This is a genomic window from Vibrio sp. D173a (assembly GCF_030248475.1).
Genome location: NZ_JAHGAH010000841.1, coordinates 1 through 1,012, shown reverse-complemented (window position 1 = coordinate 1,012; position 1,012 = coordinate 1). Strand labels below are relative to the sequence as shown.

The 1,012-nt window shown below is 37.5% G+C and carries 1 protein-coding gene and 1 pseudogene; one reads left to right on the top strand and one right to left on the bottom strand.

The window, feature by feature from the left end:
* A partial coding sequence (locus KIV40_RS29705) for an RNA helicase (protein ID WP_285352846.1) occupies window positions 1-149 on the bottom strand: 149 nt, incomplete at its 3' end.
* 246 nt (window positions 150-395) lie between these two features.
* Here KIV40_RS29705 and KIV40_RS29700 point away from each other — a divergent pair.
* A pseudogene (locus tag KIV40_RS29700) lies at window positions 396-874 on the top strand (DUF6279 family lipoprotein); the annotation flags it as partial.
* Between the last annotated feature and the right edge of the window lie 138 nt (window positions 875-1,012).

Sequence of the window (1,012 nt, the reverse complement as noted above, 5' to 3'; positions counted from 1 at the left end):
AGATCATTGATATGCTTACCCTCACCAAGATACCAGTTCATAGCTTCCTGACGGTTGTTCGCTAATATCCTTACTGTGGTTATTTTTCCATCTTCAAAATAGCAAAGCTCATATTCTATTTCGCTCGAATAATGAGGAATAGCGGCCATAGATTGCCTCCCAAATACTAACCTGCGATATTTTATGCAAGTATCATACCTTTTTGTATGTATAGTTGCTTATCAATTGGTCAATAAATTACGAAATTCATCACTGCCAACAATTATTTTATTTTAATCATTTACCCAAATAGAGAACTTGGCAAGTTCATCTCTCAATTTCTTTATAAATCCCACCAAACTCGAGGCAACAATCTAAACTATCAGTGAGCGAAAGTAACAGATAGAGTGGTTTGTATGAAATTTCATCGATATTTAACAGTCATATTGGCAAGCTTAGCCTTATTCGGTTGCGCCACTAAATTTGCCTACAATAATATTGATTGGTTTATTATCTCTTATATTGATGATCTCGTACCGCTAAGTTCAGCTCAGGAATCTGAACTGGAGAATCGCTTAGAGGTACTACAACAGTGGCATAAGAAGACTCAGATTCCATTATATATTCAGCAAATCAATGACCTTCAGCAGCAACAGCGGCAAACAATCACCGCTGAGTTTATCGAACAGCAAGGCAATGACATTAGAACGCATATTCGAAGTATAGTGACGGAATTTTCACCGGATATATACGCATTGAGCCTGCAGCTATCGCCAAAACAAGATCAAGCCTTCTTGAAAAACTTTAAGGCGAAACAACAAGAATATTATGACAGCGACTCTCTTTAGAAGATAAAGAAGCGCGCGAATTTTATTCTGAGCGCGTGAAGAAAAGAGTAATTGATCGGAAAATGATCTTTGTAGATCTGCAACTTAGATGATCGTCAGATCTGATAGCTATTTCTCTCTAGAACGCTCTGAGAGCTTCGGTACTGAGTTTTTGATATCAGTGCTCAAGTTTATTCCAGAACAGT